At 70.7% G+C, this 18948-nt stretch carries 18 protein-coding genes and 1 riboswitch; of the genes, 15 read left to right on the top strand and 3 right to left on the bottom strand.

Annotation, left to right across the window (positions count from 1 at the left end):
* Positions 1 to 279: 279 nt before the first annotated feature.
* The 3 genes from ABL840_RS23020 to ABL840_RS23010 all read right to left on the bottom strand — a co-directional run bounded on the left by ABL840_RS23020 (position 280) and on the right by ABL840_RS23010 (position 2660).
* Positions 280 to 603, bottom strand: coding sequence for a cell division protein ZapA (locus ABL840_RS23020; protein ID WP_093306314.1), 324 nt, complete (start codon positions 601 to 603; stop codon positions 280 to 282).
* Positions 600 to 824 carry a hypothetical protein gene (locus ABL840_RS23015; protein WP_019652365.1) on the bottom strand — a complete coding sequence of 75 codons (225 nt, stop codon included), beginning with the start codon at positions 822 to 824 and terminating at the stop codon, positions 600 to 602. The genes ABL840_RS23020 and ABL840_RS23015 overlap by 4 nt, the downstream gene beginning before the upstream one ends.
* Before the next feature lie 114 nt (positions 825 to 938).
* A complete protein-coding gene (locus ABL840_RS23010; RefSeq protein WP_093306316.1) occupies positions 939 to 2660 on the bottom strand; it encodes a ClcB-like voltage-gated chloride channel protein in 1722 nt (573 codons plus the stop codon).
* 54 nt (positions 2661 to 2714) lie between these two features.
* Positions 2715 to 2972: riboswitch (cobalamin riboswitch) on the top strand.
* Positions 2973 to 3061: 89 nt separating this feature from the next.
* On the opposite strand from ABL840_RS23010, the gene ABL840_RS23005 reads away from it, so the two are divergent.
* From ABL840_RS23005 to ABL840_RS22935, 15 genes are all read left to right on the top strand, one after another.
* Positions 3062 to 4981, top strand: coding sequence for a TonB-dependent receptor domain-containing protein (locus tag ABL840_RS23005; RefSeq protein WP_093306318.1), 1920 nt, complete (start codon positions 3062 to 3064; stop codon positions 4979 to 4981).
* The gene (locus ABL840_RS23000; RefSeq protein WP_176947593.1) at positions 4966 to 6393 is read left to right on the top strand and encodes a cobyrinate a,c-diamide synthase; all 1428 of its coding nucleotides are present in this window, start codon (positions 4966 to 4968) and stop codon (positions 6391 to 6393) included. Before ABL840_RS23005 ends, ABL840_RS23000 begins: the two co-directional genes overlap by 16 nt.
* Positions 6368 to 6970, top strand: coding sequence for a bifunctional adenosylcobinamide kinase/adenosylcobinamide-phosphate guanylyltransferase (locus ABL840_RS22995; RefSeq protein ID WP_093306319.1), 603 nt, complete (start codon positions 6368 to 6370; stop codon positions 6968 to 6970). The genes ABL840_RS23000 and ABL840_RS22995 overlap by 26 nt, the downstream gene beginning before the upstream one ends.
* Before the next feature lie 2 nt (positions 6971 to 6972).
* Positions 6973 to 7872, top strand: a complete 900-nt coding sequence (locus tag ABL840_RS22990; protein WP_093306433.1) for a helical backbone metal receptor — start codon at positions 6973 to 6975, stop codon at positions 7870 to 7872.
* Positions 7869 to 8897: a FecCD family ABC transporter permease gene (locus tag ABL840_RS22985; protein WP_093306321.1), complete on the top strand. Its 1029-nt coding sequence runs from the start codon at positions 7869 to 7871 to the stop codon at positions 8895 to 8897. The genes ABL840_RS22990 and ABL840_RS22985 overlap by 4 nt, the downstream gene beginning before the upstream one ends.
* Positions 8894 to 9679, top strand: coding sequence for an ABC transporter ATP-binding protein (locus tag ABL840_RS22980; protein ID WP_093202474.1), 786 nt, complete (start codon positions 8894 to 8896; stop codon positions 9677 to 9679). The genes ABL840_RS22985 and ABL840_RS22980 overlap by 4 nt, the downstream gene beginning before the upstream one ends.
* 33 nt (positions 9680 to 9712) lie before the next feature.
* The gene (gene cobO / locus ABL840_RS22975; RefSeq protein ID WP_093306323.1) at positions 9713 to 10282 is read left to right on the top strand and encodes a cob(I)yrinic acid a,c-diamide adenosyltransferase; all 570 of its coding nucleotides are present in this window, start codon (positions 9713 to 9715) and stop codon (positions 10280 to 10282) included.
* A gap of 11 nt (positions 10283 to 10293) precedes the next feature.
* Entirely contained in the window at positions 10294 to 10977 is a 684-nt protein-coding gene (gene bluB / locus ABL840_RS22970) for a 5,6-dimethylbenzimidazole synthase (RefSeq protein ID WP_093202469.1), read from the top strand.
* Entirely contained in the window at positions 10977 to 11450 is a 474-nt protein-coding gene (locus ABL840_RS22965) for a MotA/TolQ/ExbB proton channel family protein (protein WP_093306325.1), read from the top strand. Before bluB ends, ABL840_RS22965 begins: the two co-directional genes overlap by 1 nt.
* Positions 11447 to 11812, top strand: a complete 366-nt coding sequence (locus ABL840_RS22960) for a DUF2149 domain-containing protein (protein ID WP_093306327.1) — start codon at positions 11447 to 11449, stop codon at positions 11810 to 11812. The genes ABL840_RS22965 and ABL840_RS22960 overlap by 4 nt, the downstream gene beginning before the upstream one ends.
* On the top strand, positions 11809 to 15816 hold the full coding sequence (gene cobN, locus ABL840_RS22955; RefSeq protein ID WP_093306329.1) for a cobaltochelatase subunit CobN: 4008 nt from the start codon (positions 11809 to 11811) through the stop codon (positions 15814 to 15816). The genes ABL840_RS22960 and cobN overlap by 4 nt, the downstream gene beginning before the upstream one ends.
* A 21-nt stretch (positions 15817 to 15837) precedes the next feature.
* Positions 15838 to 16818 (top strand): adenosylcobinamide-phosphate synthase CbiB, encoded by a 981-nt coding sequence (cbiB, locus tag ABL840_RS22950; RefSeq protein WP_176947594.1) that lies wholly within the window; start codon positions 15838 to 15840, stop codon positions 16816 to 16818.
* A complete protein-coding gene (locus ABL840_RS22945) occupies positions 16815 to 17804 on the top strand; it encodes an aminotransferase class I/II-fold pyridoxal phosphate-dependent enzyme (RefSeq protein WP_093306333.1) in 990 nt (329 codons plus the stop codon). Before cbiB ends, ABL840_RS22945 begins: the two co-directional genes overlap by 4 nt.
* 61 nt (positions 17805 to 17865) lie before the next feature.
* Positions 17866 to 18219, top strand: coding sequence for a CidA/LrgA family protein (locus ABL840_RS22940; protein WP_093202453.1), 354 nt, complete (start codon positions 17866 to 17868; stop codon positions 18217 to 18219).
* Complete coding sequence (locus ABL840_RS22935; protein ID WP_093306335.1) at positions 18220 to 18948, top strand: LrgB family protein; 729 nt, start codon at positions 18220 to 18222, stop codon at positions 18946 to 18948. It begins immediately after the preceding gene.

Raw genomic sequence — 18948 nt, 5'->3', positions numbered from 1 at the left:
AAATTCTGTATCGCAAAAAGCAACGGCCCCGAGCAGTGTGTGCAGGGGGCCGTGGCGGAATTAGGTGTCTGCAAGTGGGCGCCGGACTCGCATCCTGAACCGGGGTTCAGGTGGGCGAGGGCAGCAGGACTTCGGGTTCATCTGACGCGAGATGATCACACCCGTCGAGCGATTTACCAAGCCCGGCTCCGTAGAGCATTGGAACAAGGACATATAAAGCCCAACGCGCACCGCAGACGAATCGGATTTTACCGCTGCCGCCCCGCCGGCGGAACCCGCTCAGAGCAAATGTCCATCGCCCGCCAGGGCCTGATCGAGCCTTTGAATGAGCTGGGCGGCCTTCGGATCGGTTTCGGTGGTATCAGGCGCGGCTGCCGGAGCGGGCGGCGCGCTGGCGGCGGCCTGCTGGGCCGCGAGGTCGAATGCCAGGTTCAGCGAGGCCAGCACCGCGATGCGGTCGCGGGCCTTGACTTTTCCCGCGTCGCGGATCTTGCACATGGCGGCATCCACGCGTTCGACGGCTTCGCGCAGCTGCGCCTCGCCGCCATCGGGACAGCCGAGCAGATAGCTCTGTCCCATGATCTGTACTTCAATCTGCTTCATGCGGGGGAATCTTCGGAAGGTGGTTCAGCCGGCAACCGTTCGAGCAGGGCATCGAGGCGCGTGCGGGCCGCGACGAGCCGCGACTTCAGTGCGTCGCGTTCGCGCGTGAGCGCATCGACCTGTTCCTGCAGCAGCGCGTTGGTGCGCTGCACCTCTTCGTGACGCACGAGCAGTCGTTCGACGCGCTCGGCGATCTGATCGATGGGGCTGGAGGCGGGCATGGTTGGCGATTGTAGTTTCCCGGGGAGGCGGTCCCGCCGAGGCCGGACGCGCTGCCCGGCGTGGCAGGGATTCTGCGGCTTTGCCGCCTGCCGATCAAACCCCTGGGGGCCTTTTCAGGCCTCGCTCAGCCGCACGTAGGTGGCCAGCAGCGCGCTCTTGGCGACCACGCCCAGCAGCACGGGGTTTTCCGCGCTCTCGATCACCGGCAGCCGCTCGCCCAGGTGGTCGAGAAAGCGCTGCAGCGCCTCGCCCAGCCCGGTGCCGGCGGTGATCGGCTGGATCGCTTGCGAGAGCAGGGCGCCCGCCGTCGTCTCCTGGGGCGCCGTACCGAGCGACGAGAGCGGCACCACGCCGAGATAGCGGTTGTCCGCGTCCACCACGTACAGGTACTTCACGGGGTACTGCAGGAAGAGCCTGCTCATGGCCTCGCGGTCCGCCTGCGGTCCGACCACCGTTTCGGCCGGCTGCACCAGGTCGCGCATGTGCAGCCCGCGCAGGCGCATCTGGTCGTCGCGCTGCGCGTTGCGATGCAGCGTGATCTCGTACATCGAGCCCGCGTTCGCCGAGCGCGCGACGAAGTACGCGATGACGCTCGCAGCCATCAGTGGCAGCATGACCTGGTAGCTCAGCGTCATCTCGAAGATCATCAGGATGGCCATCAGCGGCGCCTGCGTCGCGCCCGCCAGGAAGGCTCCCATGCCGACGATGGCGTAGGCGAAGGGCGCCGAACTCGCCGCCGGCCACAGCGCCTGCACGCCCTGGCCGAACAGCGCGCCGATCATGCAGCCGAAGAAGAGCGCCGGCGTGAACACGCCGCCCACCGCGCCCGAGCCCGCCGTGGCCATGGTGGCGACCGCCTTGGCGAGCAACACCATCGCGATCAGCGTCCATGCCCATGGCGTGTGCAGCACCGAATTCACCACGCTGTAGCCATTGCCCCAGACCTCCGGCATCGGCACCGACACCGCGCCCATCACGAGCCCGCCCAGCGCCAGCCGCCACGGCAGCGCGAGCGGCAGCCGCGAGAAGAGCGCCCGGCTGCCCTGCAGCGCGCGCAGGAAGCCGACCGCCGCGAAGCCCAGCAGCACGCCGAGCACGCAGAACAGCACGACCTCGGTGCCGTGGATTTCCGGGAACGGCGGCATCCTGTAGGGCGGCTGGTAGCCCGGCAGCGCCCGCATCGCGACGTTGGCGACTACCGAGGCGATGATGATCGGTCCCACGCTCTCCATCGCGATGGAGCCCAGCACGATCTCCGCGACGAAGAAGGCGCCGGCAATGGGCGCGTTGTAGGCTGCCGTGAGGCCGGCCGCTGCGCCGCAGGCCACCAGCAGCCGCAGCCGCTCGGCCGGAAAGCGAAACACCTGCCCGAACAGCGAAGATGCCAGCGCCGCCAGCTGCACCATCGAGCCCTCGCGCCCGATCGAGCCGCCGGTGCCGATGCTCACCAGCGACGACGCGCTGCGCGCCAGCGTCTGCGCCACCGGAATGCGCCCATCGCCCAGCACGATGGCTTCCATGTAGTCCGAGGTGGCGCTGCGCTCGGCCACGCGCTTCGCGAGCACCAGCAGCAGTCCCGCCACCAGCCCGCCGAGCGTGGGGCAGGCGATGCGCGCCCACCACGGCAGGTGCTTGGCCATCGCCACGAGCCCTTCGCCGGGCCCGAGCACCAGATGCTCGAAGGCCAGCAGTGCCGCGCGAAAGAGTTCGGTCGCCAGCGTGCCGAGCAGTCCGGCCACGATGGACCACAGCAGCATCGACTGCCAGCCCGAGACACCGAAGAGACGCTGCAGCGCCGAGCGAAGATTCAGGAAGACCGAGGCGGGCCGCATCATGGCCGTCGATGTTAGCGGTACCACGACTTTCGACTTAAGTAGCGCTGGGCAGGGCATAGAATTCCGCCCGTTGGTGCTCGCGCCGTGGTTCGCACGGCGCAGTTCAACGGGAAGCAGGAGTGGAAGCCCCGGGTTCGTACCGGAACAAGGCCGAAGCCGCCTGCGCTGCCCCCGCAACGGTCAAGCAGACGGCGCCGCAAGGTGCCAGCCCCTTTCCATCGAAGCCACTGGACGCCCTGAAACAGGTGTCTGGGAAGGCGGTGAGGAGCCGTTCTGCCAGCCCGGATACCGGCCAACAAGGCGGCTGCCGCACGCGTCGACGATGAACGCATGCGCGGCCATTGCGCCCAGGCGCCGGCGGGGAGGCCGGCCAGGGGTATTGACGTTCGTTCGCTTGATTCATGATTTCCCACGTTTGCTTTTCCCGCGGCCGCGTTCCTGCGCGCCGTTTCCGCCAGGCCTGCCTGCCGCTCGCACTGGTTTCCGCCTTCGGCGGCACGGCGGTCCATGCGCAGGAGGCGCCAGCCCTCGCCGAGACGGTGGTCACGGCCAACCGCACGCCGCAGCCGCTGTCGGACCTCGTGGGTGACGTCTCCATCGTCGACCGCAAGGCGATCGAGCGCAGCGGCGCGACCGGCGTGGCCGACGTGCTCTCGCGCCTGCCCGGCATCGAGATCTCGCGCTCCGGCGGCGTGGGCAACACCACCAGCCTGTTCATCCGTGGCGCCGAGACGCGCTTCACCGCCGTGTACCTCGACGGCGTGCGCATCGACTCGCAATCCACCGGCGGCGCCGGCTGGGAAGGCATTCCGCTCTCGCAGATCGACCGCATCGAAGTGCTGCGCGGCCCGGCCGCCGCGGTCTACGGCTCCGACGCCGTGGGCGGCGTGATCCAGCTTTTCACCAGGCGCGGCGAGGAGGGCGTGTCGCCTTACGCGGGCATCGGCATCGGCAGCTACGGCCTGCGCAAGATCGAAGGCGGCGTGAGCGGCAAGTCGGGCCTCTTCGACTACTCGTTCGGCGTGGCGCATGAAGAGAGCAAGGGCTACAACGTGCAGCCCGTGGACAAGCGCAACGTGACCAAGGACGGCTTCACCAGCCCCGATCGCGACGGCTACAACAGCACCTCGGGCAACGTGAAGCTGGGCTTCCAGATCACGCCCGACCAGCGCATCGAGGCCACGATGCTCGCCAGCGACACCAAGGCGGGCTACGACGCCACCGTGGCCTACAAGACCAAGCCGCCGATCCTGTTCCGCGACGACGTGTCGAGCAACACGCTGCGCACCGCCGGCCTGACTTGGTCGGCCAAGTGGAACGACATCTACAGCACCCGCGTGCAGGTGACCGACTCGCAGTCGGTCTACAAGACGCAGCCCTCGTTCTACCGGACCGAGACCAAGCTGCGCGGCTACCTGTTCCAGAACGAATTCCGCTTCGGCCCGCACCTTGTCACCGCCACGCTGGAGCGCCGCGAGGACGCACTCGAGAACGCGCCCACCACCACCTCGAAGCTGCTGTCGCGCGACCGCTCGCAGAACGCCATTTCGCTCGGCTACGGCTTCGTGCAGGGCCCGCACTCGCTGCAACTGCACGTGCGCCACGACAGGGACAGCGAGTTCGGCGGCAAGACCACCGGCAGCGCGGCCTACGGCTATGCCATCACGCCGTCGCTGCGCTTCACGGCGTCGGCCGGCACCGCCTTCCGCGTGCCCACGCTGTACCAGCGCTTCAGCGAATACGGCCTGGCCACGCTCAAGCCCGAATCGAGCCGCAACCTAGAGCTGGGCCTGCAGTACACCGAGGGCGCCACCCAGCTGGGCGTGGTCGCGTACGCCAACCGCGTGCAGAACCTGATCGTGTTCGACGGCTCGGCCAAGGGCTGCGCCTCGTCCTTCGGCTGCTACGCGAGCACGGCCCGCGCGCGTTACCAGGGCGTCACCCTGTCGGGCAGCCACCGCATCGGCGACGTCACGCTGCGCAGCTCGCTCGACTTCCAGGACCCGCGCGACCTTGCCACCCACAACCTGCTGGCCCGCCGCGCGCAGCGCCACGCCACCATCGGCGCCGACTGGCGCGTCGCTGGCTGGACGCTGGGAGCCGAGGTGCAGACCTCCAGCCGCCGCTACGACGATACCGCCAACAGCGTCAAGCTCGGCGGCTACACGGTGCTGAACCTGTCGGCCACCACGCAGATCACGCGCGACCTCAACCTGGTCGCGCGCGTCGACAATGCGGGCAACAAGGACTACCAGTTCGCGCGGCTGTACGCCACCGCAGGCCGCACCGCGTACGTCGGTCTCAAGTGGACGCCTCAATAAGCTCATCTTCCCGTCCGGACGGCACCGCCAGCGGTGCCGCGGCGGTTTCATGCGCCGCCGTGCTCGTGGCCGCCCCGGCCTCGGGGCAGGGCAAGACCACCGTCGCGGCCGCGCTGGCGCGGCTGCATGCGCGCCAGGGCCGGCGCGTGCGCGCCTTCAAGTGCGGCCCCGATTTCCTCGACCCGCACTGGCTTGCGCTGGCCACTGGCGCGCCCGTGCACTCGCTCGATCTCTGGATGACCGGCGAGGCCGACTGCCGCGCGCGCCTGCACGAGGCGGCGGCCGGATGCGACCTGCTGATCGTCGAGGGCGTGATGGGCCTCTTCGACGGCACTCCCAGTGCCGCCGACCTGGCGCAGCGCTTCGGCCTGCCGGTGCTGGCGGTGATCGATGCGCAGGCCATGGCGGGCACCTTCGGCGCGCTGGCCTACGGGCTGCAGAACTTCCGCCCCGGCCTGCCGTGGGCGGGCGTGCTGGCGAACCGCGTGGCCAGTGAGCGGCACGCGGGCATGCTGAAGGACGCATTGCGCGATCCCTCGCAATGGCTCGGCGCCTTGCCGCGCGAAGCGGGGTTCACGCTGCCCGAACGGCACCTGGGGCTGGTGGCCGCCACCGAACTCGGCGACGCGACGGCGAGGCTCGACGCGGCGGCCGACGTGCTGGCCGCCACGCCGCTCGGACAGATGCCGGTCGCCCGCATGCCGCAGGTGCGCTTCGAGGCTCCCGCATCCGACGAGGCGCAGGCCGTACCGCCGCTGCTCGCCGGCCGCACCATCGCCATTGCGCGCGACGCCGCCTTCTCCTTCATCTACCCGGCGAACCTCGACGTGCTCACGGCACTGGGCGCGCGGCTGAGCTTCTTCTCGCCGCTCGCGGGCGATGCACTGCCTGCCTGCGATGCGGCCTGGCTGCCCGGCGGCTATCCCGAGCTGCACGCCGGGGCCCTGGCCGCCTGCGCGCCCATGCGCGAATCGCTCGCCGCGCACGTCGCCTCGGGCAAGCCGGTCTGGGCCGAGTGCGGCGGCATGATGGCGCTGTTCGACGAACTCGCGCTGCAGGACGGCGGGCAGGTCCACCGCCTCTGGGGCCTGCTGCCCGGCCGCGTGACCATGCAGAAGCGGCTGGCCGGCCTCGGGCCGCAGCAGCTCGCGCTCGGCAGCCATGTCCTGCGCGGCCACACATTCCACTATTCAAGCTGCGAGACGCCGCTCGTGCCCGCCGCGCACACCGCCCGGCCCGGGGCGACGCAGCCCGTGGGTGGGCGCGCCGGCGAAGCGCTGTACGTGCACGGGCCGGTGCGCGCGAGCTATTTCCACGCGTGGTTCGCCTCCAGTCCGCAAGCCACCGCGCGCCTTTTCGGCGCCATGCCCATCGAGTTGGAGAGCCATGCCGCATCAACCGACCAAGCCTAGGACCCCGGCGCACGAGTTCATCCTCGGCGGCCAGAAGAGCGGCAAGTCGCGCCGCGCCGAGCAGTGCGCCATGGACTGGCTCGCGGCCGATGCGCGTACGCACCGCGCCGTGCTGATCGCCACCGCGCAGGCCTACGACGACGAGATGCTAGAGCGCATCGTGCGCCACCAGGCCGATCGCGCCGAGCGCGTGCCCGGCATGCGCACCATCGAGGAGCCGGTAGAGCTCGCGCGCGCCATCGTCACGCAGAGCACGCCCGAGACGCTGGTGGTCGTCGACTGCCTCACGATGTGGCTCACCAACCTGCTGATGCCCGTGCCCTCGGAAGACGCGCGGCCCGTCACGCGCACGCCGGCGACGCACATCGCCATGCTGCTGGTCGCCTTGCGCGATGCGCCCGGGCCGGTGGTGCTGGTGGGCAACGAGATCGGGCTGGGCGTGATCCCGCTGGGCAGCGAGACGCGCGCCTTCGTCGACGCGCTCGGCCGGCTCAACCAGGACGTGGCCGCCGCCTGCGGCCGCGTCACGCTGATGGCGGCCGGCCTGCCGCTGAGCCTGAAGGCGCCCGCGGCATGAACATGAACATGGGGAAGATCCGTGCTGCGTTGGCGGCCCTCGGCCTGGCGCTCTTCGCGCTGGCCGCGCATGCGCTCGACGTGGTCGACGAGCGGGGCGTTTCCGTCGAGCTGCCGCAGCCGCCGCAGCGCATCGTCACGCTGCTGCCGTCGCTCACGGAATCGGTCTGCGCGCTCGGCGCCTGCGACCGGCTGGTGGGCGTGGATCGCTATTCCAATTCGCCCGCGCAGGTGAAGGTGCTGCCGCAGCTCGGCGGCGGCATCGACCCGAACGTGGAGGCCATCGTCGCGCTCAAGCCCGACGCGGTGCTGCTGGCCAAGTCATCGCGCGTCACGCAGCGGCTGGAGGCGCTGGGCCTGAAGGTGCTGGTGCTCGAGCCCAAGAGCCATGCCGACGTGCGCCGCGTGCTCGACAAGCTCGACCAGGTGCTCGGCACGCACGAGGCGCCCAAGGTCTGGCGCGTGATCGACGCCAGCGTGTCGGCCGCCGCACAGTCGGTGCCCGCGGGCGCGAAGGGCCAGCGCGTGTACTTCGAGGTCAACAGCGCGCCGTACGCGGCCGGCGAATCGTCCTTCATCGGCGAGACGCTCGCGCGGCTGGGCATGAAGAACATCGTGCCCGCATCGCTGGGCCCGTTCCCCAAGCTCAACCCCGAGTACGTGGTGCGCGCGAATCCCGACCTCATCATGGTGAGCGTGCGCAGCGCGCAGGGGCTGGAGCAGCGACCGGGCTGGGGCGGCATCCGCGCGGTGCGCGAAGGACGCATCTGCCGCTTCAGCGAAGAGCAGTCCGACGTGCTCGTGCGGCCCGGCCCGCGCATGGACGAGGCGGCACGGCTGATGGCCCGATGCCTTGCCGACAAGTTCGGCGAAAAGTTCGGTGACAAGGGCGGCGGGCGATGAGCGTGGCGACCGTCAGGCACACGGCCCATCTGCGTCGCGTGCTGCTGCTGGGCGCCGGGCTGCTGGTGCTGGGCGCCGCGCTCATGCTGCTGGGGCTCGGCATCGGCAGCACCGGCTTCGAGAGCTTGTTCGCTGCGCGGCACGACCCGGTGGCGCTGCAGATCGTGTGGGACATCCGCCTGCCGCGCACCCTCGGCGCCTGGCTGGCGGGCGCGCTGCTCGGGCTGGCGGGCGCGGTGGCGCAGGGGCTCTTCCGCAATCCGCTGGCCGATCCGTACCTGCTGGGCAGCGCCTCGGGCGCCTCGCTGGGCGTGGCGCTGGCACTGCTGATGTTCGGCGGCTCGGCCGCCAGCGCGCAGTGGGTGATGCGGCTCGGGCTCACCGGCGCGGCCTTCCTGGGGGCGGTGCTCGCGGTGATGCTCACGCTGATGCTGGCGCGCGGCGTGCAGCAGACGCTGCGGCTGCTGCTGGCCGGCGTGATCGTCGGCGTGGTGCTCGGCGCCGCGAAAGACCTCATCACTATCGCCTCGGCGGACATCCTCCAGGCCATCCAGGGCTTCGTCCTCGGCAGCACCGGCCTCGTCGGCTGGAGCGCCTGCGCGGTGATGGCGATGGTCGGAGCCGTCTGCCTGCTGGCGGGCTGGGCGCTGGCGCCGGTGCTCGACGGCCTCGCGCTCGGCGAAGCCACCGCGCGCAGCCTGGGCCTGCCGCTGGGCGCGATGCGCGCGGCGCTGGTCGTCGTGCTGGCGCTGGCCACCGGCGCGGCCGTGGCGCAGACCGGGCTCATCGCCTTCGTCGGCCTGGCGGCGCCGCACCTGGTGCGTTCGGTCGTGAAGACCACGCACGCGAGGCTGATCTTGCTGTCGGCGCTGATGGGCGGGCTGCTGCTGATGGCGGCCGACCTGCTCGCGCGCTGGCTGATCGCGCCGCAGGAACTGCCGGTGGGCGTGCTCACGGCCGTTCTGGGCGGCAGCTACCTGCTGTGGCTGATGCGCCGGCGCAGCGCGCGCGGAGGCGTGGCATGAGCCGCGACGACACGCCCGCCGCGCTCGAGGCGCGCCGCCTGAGCGCCACGCTCGGTGTCACCGAGGTGCTGCACGACATCGACCTGGCGCTGCCGTCGGCCCGCTGGACCAGCATCGTCGGACCGAACGGCGCGGGCAAGTCGACGCTGCTCAAGGCGCTGGCGGGGTTGCTCGCGCATCGCGGCGAAGTGCGGCTCTTCGGCGAAGCGCAGGACAAGGTGCCGGCGCGCGTGCGTGCCCGGCGCCTTTCCTGGCTCGGCCAGAGCGGCACGGGCGAGGGCAGCGCCGACGACCTGATGGTCTACGACGTCGCCATGCTCGGCCGCCTGCCGCACCAGCGCTGGCTTGCCGCGCCCGGCGAAGCCGACCGCGAGGCGGTTGAGCGGGCCCTGCGCAGCACCCAGGCCTGGGACTGGCGAGACCGCCCGCTGGGCCAGCTCTCGGGCGGCGAACGCCAGCGCGTGCTGCTGGCGCGCGCGCTCGCGGTGGAGGCCGAGGTGCTGTTGATGGACGAACCGCTCGCCAACCTCGACCCGCCGCACCAGGCCGACTGGATGCAGATCGTCCGCGCGCTCGTCGCCGAAGGCCGCACCGTGGTCAGCGTGCTGCACGAGCTGCCGATGGCGCTGGCCGCCGACGAACTGGTGGTGATGGACCGGGGCCGCGTCGTCCGCCATGGCGGCTGCGACGACCCGGCCACCCATGCCGCGCTGGAGCAGGTGTTCGACCACCGCATCCGCGTGCATCGCGTGGCGGACCAATGGATCGCGCTGCCGAAGTAGCCACACAGAAAACAAGCACCGGAGCAACACACCATGCAGATCGAAACCCCACCCAGCGAGAAGCCCTACGAAAAGCCCGAAGGCGAGCGCCGCGGCATCGTCATCGTCAACACCGGCGACGGCAAGGGCAAGAGCACGGCCGCCTTCGGCCTCGCGCTGCGCGCGCATGGCCGCGGCAAGACCGTGAAGATCTACCAGTTCATGAAGGTGCCGAGCGCGCGCTTCGGCGAGCACCGCATGTTCGAGCAGATCGGCATCCCGATCGAAGGCCTGGGCGACGGCTTCAGCTGGAAGAGCCAGGACCTGGAGCGCTCCGGCCAGCTCGCGCGCGACGGCTGGGAGAAGGCGAAGGCGGCGATCCTCTCGGGCGAGTTCTTCCTCGTGGTGCTCGACGAGATCACCTATCCGCTGATCTACGGCTGGCTGCCGCTCGAAGGCGTGCTCGAAACGCTGCGCGCGCGGCCGAAGCACGTGCACGTGGCGCTCACCGGCCGGCGCTGCCCGCCGGAGATCATCGAGCTGGCCGACACCGTGACCGAGATGATGCTGGTCAAGCACGCCTTCAAGGCCGGCATTCCCGCGCAGCGCGGCATCGAGGACTGAAGAAGAAAGACATGGCACACGCGTTCGAGGCTGGCGAGGCGAGGGCGGTGTATCGCGCCATCCACGAGCGGCGCGACATGCGCCACTTCGCTGGCGGCAGCGTCGCGCCCGAGGTGCTGCGCCGGCTGCTCGACGCGGCGCACCATGCGCCCAGCGTGGGCTTCATGCAGCCGTGGCGATTCATCCGCATTCGCGGCGAGGCGCTTCGGCACCAGTTGCACCGCATCGTCGAGCAGGAACGCGTGCTGACCGCCCGCGCCCTCGGCGAACGCGAGGACGAGTTCATGCGCCTGAAAGTGCAGGGCCTGCTCGACGCCGCCGAGCTGCTGGCGGTGACGCTGGCCGACGGCCGCGAGAAGCACGTGTTCGGCCGCCGCACGCTGCCGCAGATGGACCTGGCTTCGGCCTCCTGCGCCATCCAGAACATCTGGCTCGCGGCGCGCGCCGAGGGGCTGGGCATGGGCTGGGTGTCGCTGTTCGACCCGGCCGAGGTGGCCGCGCTGCTGGGCCTGCCCGAAGGCGCGGAACCCATCGCCTTGCTGTGCCTGGGCCCCGTGGCCGACTTCTACGAAGAGCCGATGCTGCAGCGCGAACGCTGGGCGAAGCGCGAGCCGCTCGCGTCGCTGGTGTTCGACGAAGGCTGGGGCCGGCCTTCGGACCTCTTCGACCATCCGTCCACCGTGGAGCCCACCTGATGCTGGCCTTCGACTCCGTTCTTTTCGAGCTAGCGCGCCTGTTTCTCTGGCCAGTGACGCTGGGCGTGCTGCTGTCCTTCGTCTATGCCGTGTACTGCCTGGGCGCGTTCGGCGTCGAGTACATCCAGCGGCGCCGCGACCCGTCGCGCGCGCTGGTGCTGCAGCCGCATGCGCAGGCCAGCCAGGAGCAGATGGAGCTGGTCGTGCTCAAGCAGCTCGAGGGCGTGCGCCTGTGCAGCCGCGTGGCGCCGATGCTCGGGCTGATCGCCACCATGATCCCGATGGGGCCCGCGCTGGTGGCCGTGGCCTCGGGCGAATCGCAGGGCGTGGCGCAGAGCCTGGCACCGGCCTTCGCGAGCGTGATCGTGGCACTGGCCTCGGCCTCGATCACCTTCGTGGTCTACACCGTGCGCCGCCGCTGGCTGATGCGCGAGCTGGTGACGGTGCTCGACGCGCGGGACCGCCTCTCATGAGCAGTCGGCGCCAGTTCTCGATATTGAGCAGCCTGGACAGCGACGACGACGACCCGGTGCTTTCCACCATCAACCTGATCGACGTGTTCATGGTGGTGATCGGCATGCTGATGATCGCGGTCATCAACAACCCGATGAATCCTTTCGCGCAGGACAAGGTGACGATCATCCGCAACGAGGGCCAGCCGAACATGGAGATCGTGACCCGCGAGGGCCGCAAGATCACGCGCTTCAAGGCCAGCGGCGCGACCGGGCAGGGTGACGGCGAGAAGGCCGGCACCGCCTGGCGGCTGAAGGACGGGACGATGGTCTACGTGCCGGCGGACGCGGTGCCGGCCGGTCCGGGCCCGGGCGGGAAGTGACGCGGGTCTTCCTTTTCTGGCTGCTGGCGGCGCTGGGGTTCGTCGCGCCGGCGCAGGCCCATCCCGCGGGCGGGCGGGTCGTGGTGCTGAGCACTTCGCTCGTATCGCCGGCAAGGGTGATGCGGCTGCAGGCGGCCGCGCGCGAAGCGGGCCTGCCCTTGCAGGTGGTGTCGGCATCGAGGGATTCGCCCGAGGCATTGGCGGGCGCGGTGGAGGGCGCGAGCCTGCTGGTCGTCGATGCGCCGCACATCAGCGTCGCGCAGGCGGCGGCCGCGCGCTTCGGCGACGTGATCTCGCGCGGTACCGTGCCGTATGTGCTGGTCGGCGAGTTCGCGCTGGTCGCCAAGGGGCAGGCTTCCACCGCCGCGCCGCTCGCGGCGGAGCGTGGCGTCGATGCCGCGTGGGCGCAGCGGCTGCGCGAATACTGGCGCTTTCCGGGCGCGGCCAACCTGGGCGCCGCGATGAAGGCGATGGCGCAGCCCGGCAAGGCCGACGGGTTGCCCGATCCCGTGCCGATGCCGCTGGCCGGCCTCTATCACCCGGCATGGCCGCGCATCGAGACCGGCGTCCCGGCCATCGAAGGACTGGCGGGCAGCGGCACCGTCGCCATCGCGATCAACAGCGCCACCGTGGCCGGCGAAGACACCGGCTGGCTCGACGCGCTGATCGCCTCGCTCGAACGGCGCGGCCTGCGCGCCTATGCCTTCTACGGCCCGCGCCAGCAGAAGGACCTGTTCTTTCGCATGACGCACGACGGCGAACGCCGAGTGGCCGATGTCATCGTCAATGCCTCGCTGGTCTTCAGCCCGAACGAGCGCAAGGCCGAGCTGGAGCGCATCGGCGTGCCGGTGCTGCAGACGCTGCCGTCGCTGGCGATGGACGCCGATCAATGGGCGCGCAGCAGGGACGGCCTCGCGCAGACCGACATCGCCTCCTACTACAGCCCGAGCGAGCTGGCCGGCATGACCGACCCGATGCTCGTGAGCGCCCGCGACGGGGCAAGCGGCACGCTGCAGCCGCTGCCCGCGCAGATCGACGCCGTGGCCGCCAAGGCCGCTGCGCTGCTGCGGCTCCAGCGCACGCCGCCGGCCGACCGGCGCGTGGCGATGCTGGTCTACAACTACCCGCCGGGCGAGGCCAACTTCGGCGCCTCCTTCCTCAACGTGCCGCGCAGCGTGAGCAACATGCTGGCGGCGATGAAGTCGGCCGGCTACGGCACCGAGCTGCCGGGCACCGACGCGCTGATCGCGCAGGTGCAGGCGACGATGAAGGCCTACTACCCGAACCCCACGGGCCAGGGCGACGAACTGCAGCCGCTGCTCGACAGGGGCCTGGCCGACACGCTGCCGCTGCCGGCCTACCTCGCGTGGTTCCGCGCGCTGCCGCAGGAGACGCAGCGCCGCATCGAAAGCTACTGGGGCCCGCCCGAGAAGTCGACCATGCTGCGCCCCGTGGCGGGCGAGCCGGCCTTCGTGATTCCGCGCGTGCGCTTCGGCAACGTGGTCGTGCTGCGCCAGCCGCCGCGCTTCGAGCCCGGCACGCAAGTGGCCGGCAAGGCCGAGCAGGTCTATCACCGCTCGGCCGTTCCGCTGAGCCACGGCTACCTCGCCACCTATCTCTGGCTGCGTACGCGCTTCGGTGCCGGCGCCGTGGTGCACGTCGGCACGCACGGCACGGTCGAATGGTCGGCGGGCAAGGAGCGCGGGCTGTCGGTGCAGGACGATCCGCTGCTTGCGCTGGGCGACCTGCCCAACGTGTACCCGTTCATCATGGACAACCTCGGCGAGGCCACCACCGCCAAGCGGCGCGGCCGCGCGACCATGGTGAGCCATTCGACGCCGCTGTTCGCGCCTGCCGGCTTCCGCCCCGGCGTGCAGGAGATGCACGAGCGCATGCACGAGTGGGAGACGCTTTCGCCCGGCTCCGTGAAGACCGCGCTGGAAAGGCGGCTCGCGGCCGAGTTCGCGGAGCACCGCTACGACCGCGACCTGGGCTGGACGCCCGCGCGCATCCGCGCCGATTTCGCCGGCTTCATCGCGGTGCTGCATCCCTACCTCGACGAGCTCGCGCAGACCGCGCAGCCGCTGGGCCTTGCCACCTTCGGGCAAGCTCCGGATGCGCAGCGGCGGCGCATGACCATCCTGCAGATCCTCGGCAAGCCGCTGGTCGAAGCACTCGGCGAGGACATCGACGAGGCCTTCCTGATCGATGCAAGGAGCGTCGCCGGCTCGCGCCCCGCGCGCTGGGTGGAACAGGCGCTGACCGACGCGCAGGCCGCGAGCGCCATGGGCGCGACGCCCGCCGACCGGCAGAAGCTGCTGGAGCTGGCCCAGCGCGCCCGCAAGCTCGATGACGTGCTTGCGCATAACGAGGAAATCGAGGGCCTGCTGACCGCGCTCGACGGCCGCTACCTGAAGTCCAGCTACGGCGGCGACCCGGTGCGCAACCCCGACAGCCTGCCGACCGGTCGCAACCTCTACGGCTTCGACCCGAGCCGGGTGCCCACCCGCGCAGCCTGGGAGACGGGCGTGGCCGCCATGGATGCCTGGATCGCAGAACATGCGAAGACCCATGCCGGCAAGGCACCACAAAAGATCGCTTTCACCCTCTGGGCCGGTGAGGCTTCGCGCCACCAGGGCGTGCTGGAGAGCCAGGCCTTCTATGCCATGGGTGTGAAGCCGCGCTGGGACGAGGGCGGGCGCATGGCGGGCATCGAGATCATTCCCGCATTGCAGCTGAAGCGGCCGCGCATCGACGTGCTCGTCAGCGTCACCGGCTCCTACCGCGACCAGTTCCCGGCCGTGATGCGCTGGCTCGACGAGGCGGTGCAGCAGGTGGTGGCCCTGCGCGAACCCGGCAATGCCGTGGCCGGAAACAGCGAGACGATGGCGCGCAGGCTGCGCGCGGAAGGCGCGACGGCGAGCGAGGCGCAGCGCTGGTCGACGGCCCGTGTGTTCTCGAACGAGCAGGGCAGCTACGGCGCCGGGCTGGAAGAAGCCGCGCTTGCGAGCGAGGTGTGGAAGAACCAGCAGCGCGGAGGCGGCGACGCGCAGATGGCGCAGCTCTACATGGACCGCATGGGCCATGCCTACGGCAAGGGCCTCGATGGCGCCGTGCGGCCCGGTGCCTATGCGGGCAACCTCGTGCAGGTCGACGCGGCGCTGATGGCGCGCAGCTCCAACCTGTACGGGGTGTTGACCAACGACGACCCGTTCCAGTATCTCGGCGGCATTGCGCAGGCGGTGCGACATCTCACCGGCAAGGACCCGGCGCTGTACGTGCAGAACCTGCGCGACGGCAGCGCGGTGCGCACCGACACCGCCGCAGGCGCCATCGCGCGCGAGATGCAGACGCGCTACCTGCATCCGCAGTGGATCGAGGCGCAGAAGGCCGAGGGCTACAGCGGCACGCTGCAGGTGCTGAAGACCGCGCAGTTCCTCTGGGGCTGGCAGGTCACGGCGCCGGCCGCCGTGCGGCAGGACCAGTGGCAGTCGCTGCACGACGTGTACGTGCGCGACCGGTACAGGCTGGGCACGCGCGAATGGCTGGAAGGCGACAACCGCGCGGCCTTCGCGCAGACGCTGGAGCGCATGCTCGACGCGGTGCGGCTGGACTACTGGAGCCCGGATGCCGCCACGCGGCGCGAGTTGGCGCGGGCGTACGCGGAGGCGGTTCGGGCGACGGGACTGCGCGAGCGCAATGCGGGCGTGCAGCGCTTTGCGCAGGCGGAGCTTTCTTCACCTGCCTCGCCCGTGCCCAGGCCGCGTCCGCCAATCGCGCCGGTGGTCGTGGCGACGCCGGCGCCCGAGCCTGTTCCGAACGAGAGCCCGGCGCAGGACGGCCCCCAGCCCGTGAGCGGCCTGAAGCTCGAGCCGACACCCGCCGAGGCGCCGTCGCCCCAAGCCGAAAGCGTCGTCTTCCGGCTCTGGGTGGCGCTGGGTGCTGCACTGCTCGTCGCGTTCGGCGCGCTGATGCAATGGCGCCGGGGCAGGGCCGTCGCCTGATTCGCGAGAATGGCGGCTCCCATGCCCTTGCCGAGTTCCGAATACGCCATCGCCTTTGCCGCCGCGCTGTGGATCGCGCTGGCCGTCGACCGCTGGCTGGGCGAGCCGCCCGCGCCGCTGCATCCGGTCGTGTGGATGGGGCGCTATCTCGGGATTGGAGCGCGCATTGCTCCGCGCGCGCATCAGGCGAAGGCGGTCGACCTGCCGATGTTCTTCACCGGCGCGCTGCTGTGGTGCGTGGGGGCGGCGTGCGTCTGGGGCGTTGCCATGGCTCTGCAGACGCTGGCGATGCTCTACCTGCCCGCGTGGGCGATGGCGCTGCTGATCGGCCTGCTGCTCAAGCCTCTCTTCGCCTGGCGCATGCTGCGCGACGAGGTGCTGGCGGTCGAAGCCGCGCTGGGCGTTTCGCTCGATGCAGGCCGCCAGCAGCTGGCGCGCCTGGTGAGCCGCGACGTGAGCCGGCTCAGCGAGCGCGAAGTGCGCGAAAGCGCCATCGAGTCGCTCGCGGAAAACCTCAACGACTCGCTCGTGGCGCCCGTCTTCTGGTTCGTGCTGCTGGGCCTGCCGGGCGCGGCGCTCTACCGTTTCGCCAACACCGCGGATGCGATGTGGGGCTATCGCGGCGAGCGCGGCGGCCGCGACTGGACCTGGTTCGGCAAATGGGCCGCGCGTGCGGACGACGTGCTCTCGTGGATTCCGGCACGCATCACCGTGGCGCTGCTTGCGCTCGCGGCACGGCGCTGGCCTTCGGGGCTGTCTGAAGAAGCCCGCCGCACGCCGTCGCCCAACAGCGGCTGGCCGATGGCGACGGTGGCGCTGCTGCTCGGCGTGCGACTGGCGAAGCCGGGCGTGTATGCGCTGAACGCGGAAGGCCGTGCGCCTTCGGCCGACGATATGCAGCGCACCGCGCAACTGGGCGGTCGGGCCGCATTGGCGCTGGGCGTGTTCGCCTCGCTGGGTATCGTGGCCATCGTGGCGGTTACCGGCTGGAGGCTCGCATGAGCCCGGCGGTTCACGGCGGGCCCGATGCCGCCGGCACGGCGCCGCATGACTTCTCGACCAACGGCAATGCGGTGGGCTCGTGCCCGGCCGTCGTGTCGGCACTGCGCGCTGCCGACGCGGCGCATTACCCGGACCCGCACTACACGGCGCTGCGAGGCCGTCTCGCGGTCTTTCATGGAGTGGCTGCCGATCGCATCGTGATCGCGGCCAGCGCGAGCGAGTTCATTCACCGCATCAGCGCAGCCGTGGCGCAGGACGGCGGCAGCCGGGTCTGGCTGCCGGCGCACAGCTACGGCGACTACGAGCGCGCCGCGCAGGCCTGGGGCCTGCGGGTGCTGCGTGCGCCGCAGCCGCATGCCGATGCCGCGCTGCGCTGGTGCTGCGAGCCGTCGAGCCCGCTGGGGCAGCCGCAGGCCGACCTGCCGCTGCAGGCCGCGGGCACCGGCGGCGCCTGCGTGCTCGACCTCGCCTACGAACCGCTGCGCCTCGAGGGCCGGCCGTCGCTCGAGGCCGTGCAGCGCAACCGCGTCTGGCAGTTGTGGACGCCGAACAAGGCAATGGGCCTGACCGGCATCCGCGCCGCCTACGCGATCGCACCCGAGGAGGCAGATGCTTCGTTCATGGCGCGCATCGAAAGGCTGGCCCCCTCATGGCCGCTGGGCACGCACGGCGTGGCGTTGCTCGAGACCTGGACCGGCGACGACGCACAGCGCTGGCTCGCGCAAAGCCTCCAGACGCTGAGGGACTGGAAGACCCGGCAACGCGTGATGTGCGAATCGCTCGGCTGGCAATGCCTCCCAGGCGATGCCAACTTCTTCTGCGCGCGCACCGACCGGCCGTATCCCGGCGTGGCCGCCGCGCTGCGCGCCTCGGGGATCAAGCTGCGCGACTGCGCTTCGTTCGGCCTGCCGGGCCATGTGCGCATGGGCGTGCTGCCGCCCGCCAGCCAGCAGGCGCTGAAAGAGGCCTGGACAAGCGCGGCCTGAACACATACACCCACATCCCCGACCGACCCGACCGCCCAGATCTCTCAGATCGACAGGAAAAATGCTCTACGCCATCACCACGCTCTTTCTCTGCCAGCTCGCCGGCGAACTGCTCGTGCAGTGGCTGGGCCTGCCCATTCCCGGCCCGCTGATCGGCATGGTGTTCCTGTTCATCGGCCTGATCGTGCGCGGCAGCGTTCCGCAGGTGCTGACCGACACCTCGGGCCATCTGCTGCGCAACCTGATGCTGCTGTTCATCCCGGCCGTGACCGGCGTGATGCTGCATTTCGAGCGGGTAGGGCGCGAGTGGCTGCCGTTTCTCGCGGCCGGCATCGTGGGCGCTGCCTTCACCATGACGGTCACCGCGCTCACCTTCCGCTGGATGATCCGCATCACCGGCAAGGACGCCCAATAAATGACCGCGCCCGCGAAGCTCTTCGAGATCTGGGTGTTCCTGGCCCAGTCGCCGCTGCTGTGGCTGTCGCTCACGCTGCTGGCGTACCTGGGCGCGCTGTGGCTGCACACGCGCAGCGGGCGCAATCCGGTGGTCAATCCGGTGCTGGTGTCGGTGATCGTCATCGTCACGGTGCTGCTGCTCACGCGCACGCCCTACGACACGTATTTCGAGGGCGCGAAGTTCGTCCACTTCCTGATCGGCCCCGCCACCGTGGCGCTGGCCGTGCCGCTGTACGGGCAGATCGACCGGCTGCGGCGGCTGTGGCTGCCCATCGGCGTGGCGCTGCTCGTGGGCTCGGTCGCCGCCATCGTGTCGGCCGTCGGCATCGCCTGGGTGCTGGGCGGGTCGCACGACCTGATGATGTCGCTCGCGCCCAAGTCGGCCACCATGCCCATCGCGATGGGCGTGGCCGAGAAGATCGGCGGGCTGCCTTCGCTGGCGGCGGTGGCCGCGGCCGTTGCCGGCATCTCGGGCGCGATCATGGCCACCGGCCTGCTGAACCTGCTGCGCATCCGGGAGCCCGCGGTGCGCGGCTTCGCGGTCGGCATGGCCGCGCACGGCATCGGCACGGCACGCGCCATCCAGGTGAGCGAGACGGCAGGTGCGTTCTCGGCGCTGGCCATGGGGCTGAACGGCATCGCGACGGCGCTGCTGGTGCCGCTCATCGTCAAGCTGATGGGGGCCTAG

Source organism: Variovorax sp. NFACC27, assembly GCF_048301545.1.
Lineage (GTDB): Bacteria > Pseudomonadota > Gammaproteobacteria > Burkholderiales > Burkholderiaceae_C > Variovorax > Variovorax gossypii.
The sequence above is the reverse complement of the archived record's forward strand: the minus strand, read 5'-3'. Positions and strand labels throughout refer to the sequence as shown.

What these genes read in the sequence shown, in the direction of transcription:
- ABL840_RS23010 (WP_093306316.1), bottom strand. Translation starts at nt 2,660, where the DNA reads ATGATGCGGCCCGCCTCGGTCTTCCTGAATCTTCGCTCGGCGCTGCAG.
- ABL840_RS22965 (WP_093306325.1), top strand. Translation starts at nt 10,977, where the DNA reads ATGCTGGCCTTCGACTCCGTTCTTTTCGAGCTAGCGCGCCTGTTTCTC.
- ABL840_RS22990 (WP_093306433.1), top strand. Translation starts at nt 6,973, where the DNA reads ATGAACATGGGGAAGATCCGTGCTGCGTTGGCGGCCCTCGGCCTGGCG.
- ABL840_RS22980 (WP_093202474.1), top strand. Translation starts at nt 8,894, where the DNA reads ATGAGCCGCGACGACACGCCCGCCGCGCTCGAGGCGCGCCGCCTGAGC.
- cobO (WP_093306323.1), top strand. Translation starts at nt 9,713, where the DNA reads ATGCAGATCGAAACCCCACCCAGCGAGAAGCCCTACGAAAAGCCCGAA.
- ABL840_RS22935 (WP_093306335.1), top strand. Translation starts at nt 18,220, where the DNA reads ATGACCGCGCCCGCGAAGCTCTTCGAGATCTGGGTGTTCCTGGCCCAG.
- ABL840_RS22985 (WP_093306321.1), top strand. Translation starts at nt 7,869, where the DNA reads ATGAGCGTGGCGACCGTCAGGCACACGGCCCATCTGCGTCGCGTGCTG.
- ABL840_RS23015 (WP_019652365.1), bottom strand. Translation starts at nt 824, where the DNA reads ATGCCCGCCTCCAGCCCCATCGATCAGATCGCCGAGCGCGTCGAACGA.
- ABL840_RS22995 (WP_093306319.1), top strand. Translation starts at nt 6,368, where the DNA reads ATGCCGCATCAACCGACCAAGCCTAGGACCCCGGCGCACGAGTTCATC.
- bluB (WP_093202469.1), top strand. Translation starts at nt 10,294, where the DNA reads ATGGCACACGCGTTCGAGGCTGGCGAGGCGAGGGCGGTGTATCGCGCC.
- ABL840_RS22945 (WP_093306333.1), top strand. Translation starts at nt 16,815, where the DNA reads ATGAGCCCGGCGGTTCACGGCGGGCCCGATGCCGCCGGCACGGCGCCG.
- cbiB (WP_176947594.1), top strand. Translation starts at nt 15,838, where the DNA reads ATGCCCTTGCCGAGTTCCGAATACGCCATCGCCTTTGCCGCCGCGCTG.
- ABL840_RS23020 (WP_093306314.1), bottom strand. Translation starts at nt 603, where the DNA reads ATGAAGCAGATTGAAGTACAGATCATGGGACAGAGCTATCTGCTCGGC.
- ABL840_RS22960 (WP_093306327.1), top strand. Translation starts at nt 11,447, where the DNA reads ATGAGCAGTCGGCGCCAGTTCTCGATATTGAGCAGCCTGGACAGCGAC.
- ABL840_RS23005 (WP_093306318.1), top strand. Translation starts at nt 3,062, where the DNA reads ATGATTTCCCACGTTTGCTTTTCCCGCGGCCGCGTTCCTGCGCGCCGT.
- ABL840_RS22940 (WP_093202453.1), top strand. Translation starts at nt 17,866, where the DNA reads ATGCTCTACGCCATCACCACGCTCTTTCTCTGCCAGCTCGCCGGCGAA.